This window comes from Streptomyces chisholmiae (assembly GCF_031845445.1).
GTDB lineage: Bacteria > Actinomycetota > Actinomycetes > Streptomycetales > Streptomycetaceae > Streptomyces > Streptomyces chisholmiae.
In genome coordinates this window covers 1-407 of the sequence record NZ_JAVREO010000280.1, presented here as the reverse complement: position 1 = coordinate 407, position 407 = coordinate 1, and the positions used below count along the sequence as shown (strand labels likewise).

At 78.1% G+C, this 407-nt stretch carries 1 pseudogene; it reads left to right on the top strand.

The window, feature by feature from the left end:
- Nucleotides 1-217 precede the first annotated feature (217 nt).
- Nucleotides 218-407 (top strand): annotated as a pseudogene (locus RM844_RS33200) (molybdate ABC transporter substrate-binding protein); the annotation flags it as partial.

Here is a 407-nt window from a genome sequence, read left to right as displayed (position 1 = left end):
GCAGGCGACCGCCCGGGTGAAGTCGACCAGCGTGCACATCGACCGCACCTGACCCCGGCGCCCCGGCCGCCCCCCACCGGCGGCCGGGCGCCGAGCGCTGCCCGCACCACCGCGCGACCACCTCCCCCCGCCGCCACCGCACCGCGCCCCGCGCGGCCTCGTCCTGCCCGGACGGCACCCCGCCGACCGGGCCCGCAGTCCAAGGAGCCTCACCCTCATGTCTCTCCTGCTCACCCGCCGCCGTACCGCCGCCGCCGTCCTGACAGCCGCCCTCCTCGTCCCGCTCGCCGCCTGCGGCAACGACGACTCAAGCGCGAAGCCGTCCGACAGCTCCGCGCCCGGGTCCGGCGCCCCGGCCGCGAACCTGACCGTGCTGGCCGCCGCCTCGCTGACCGATGTCTTCAAGG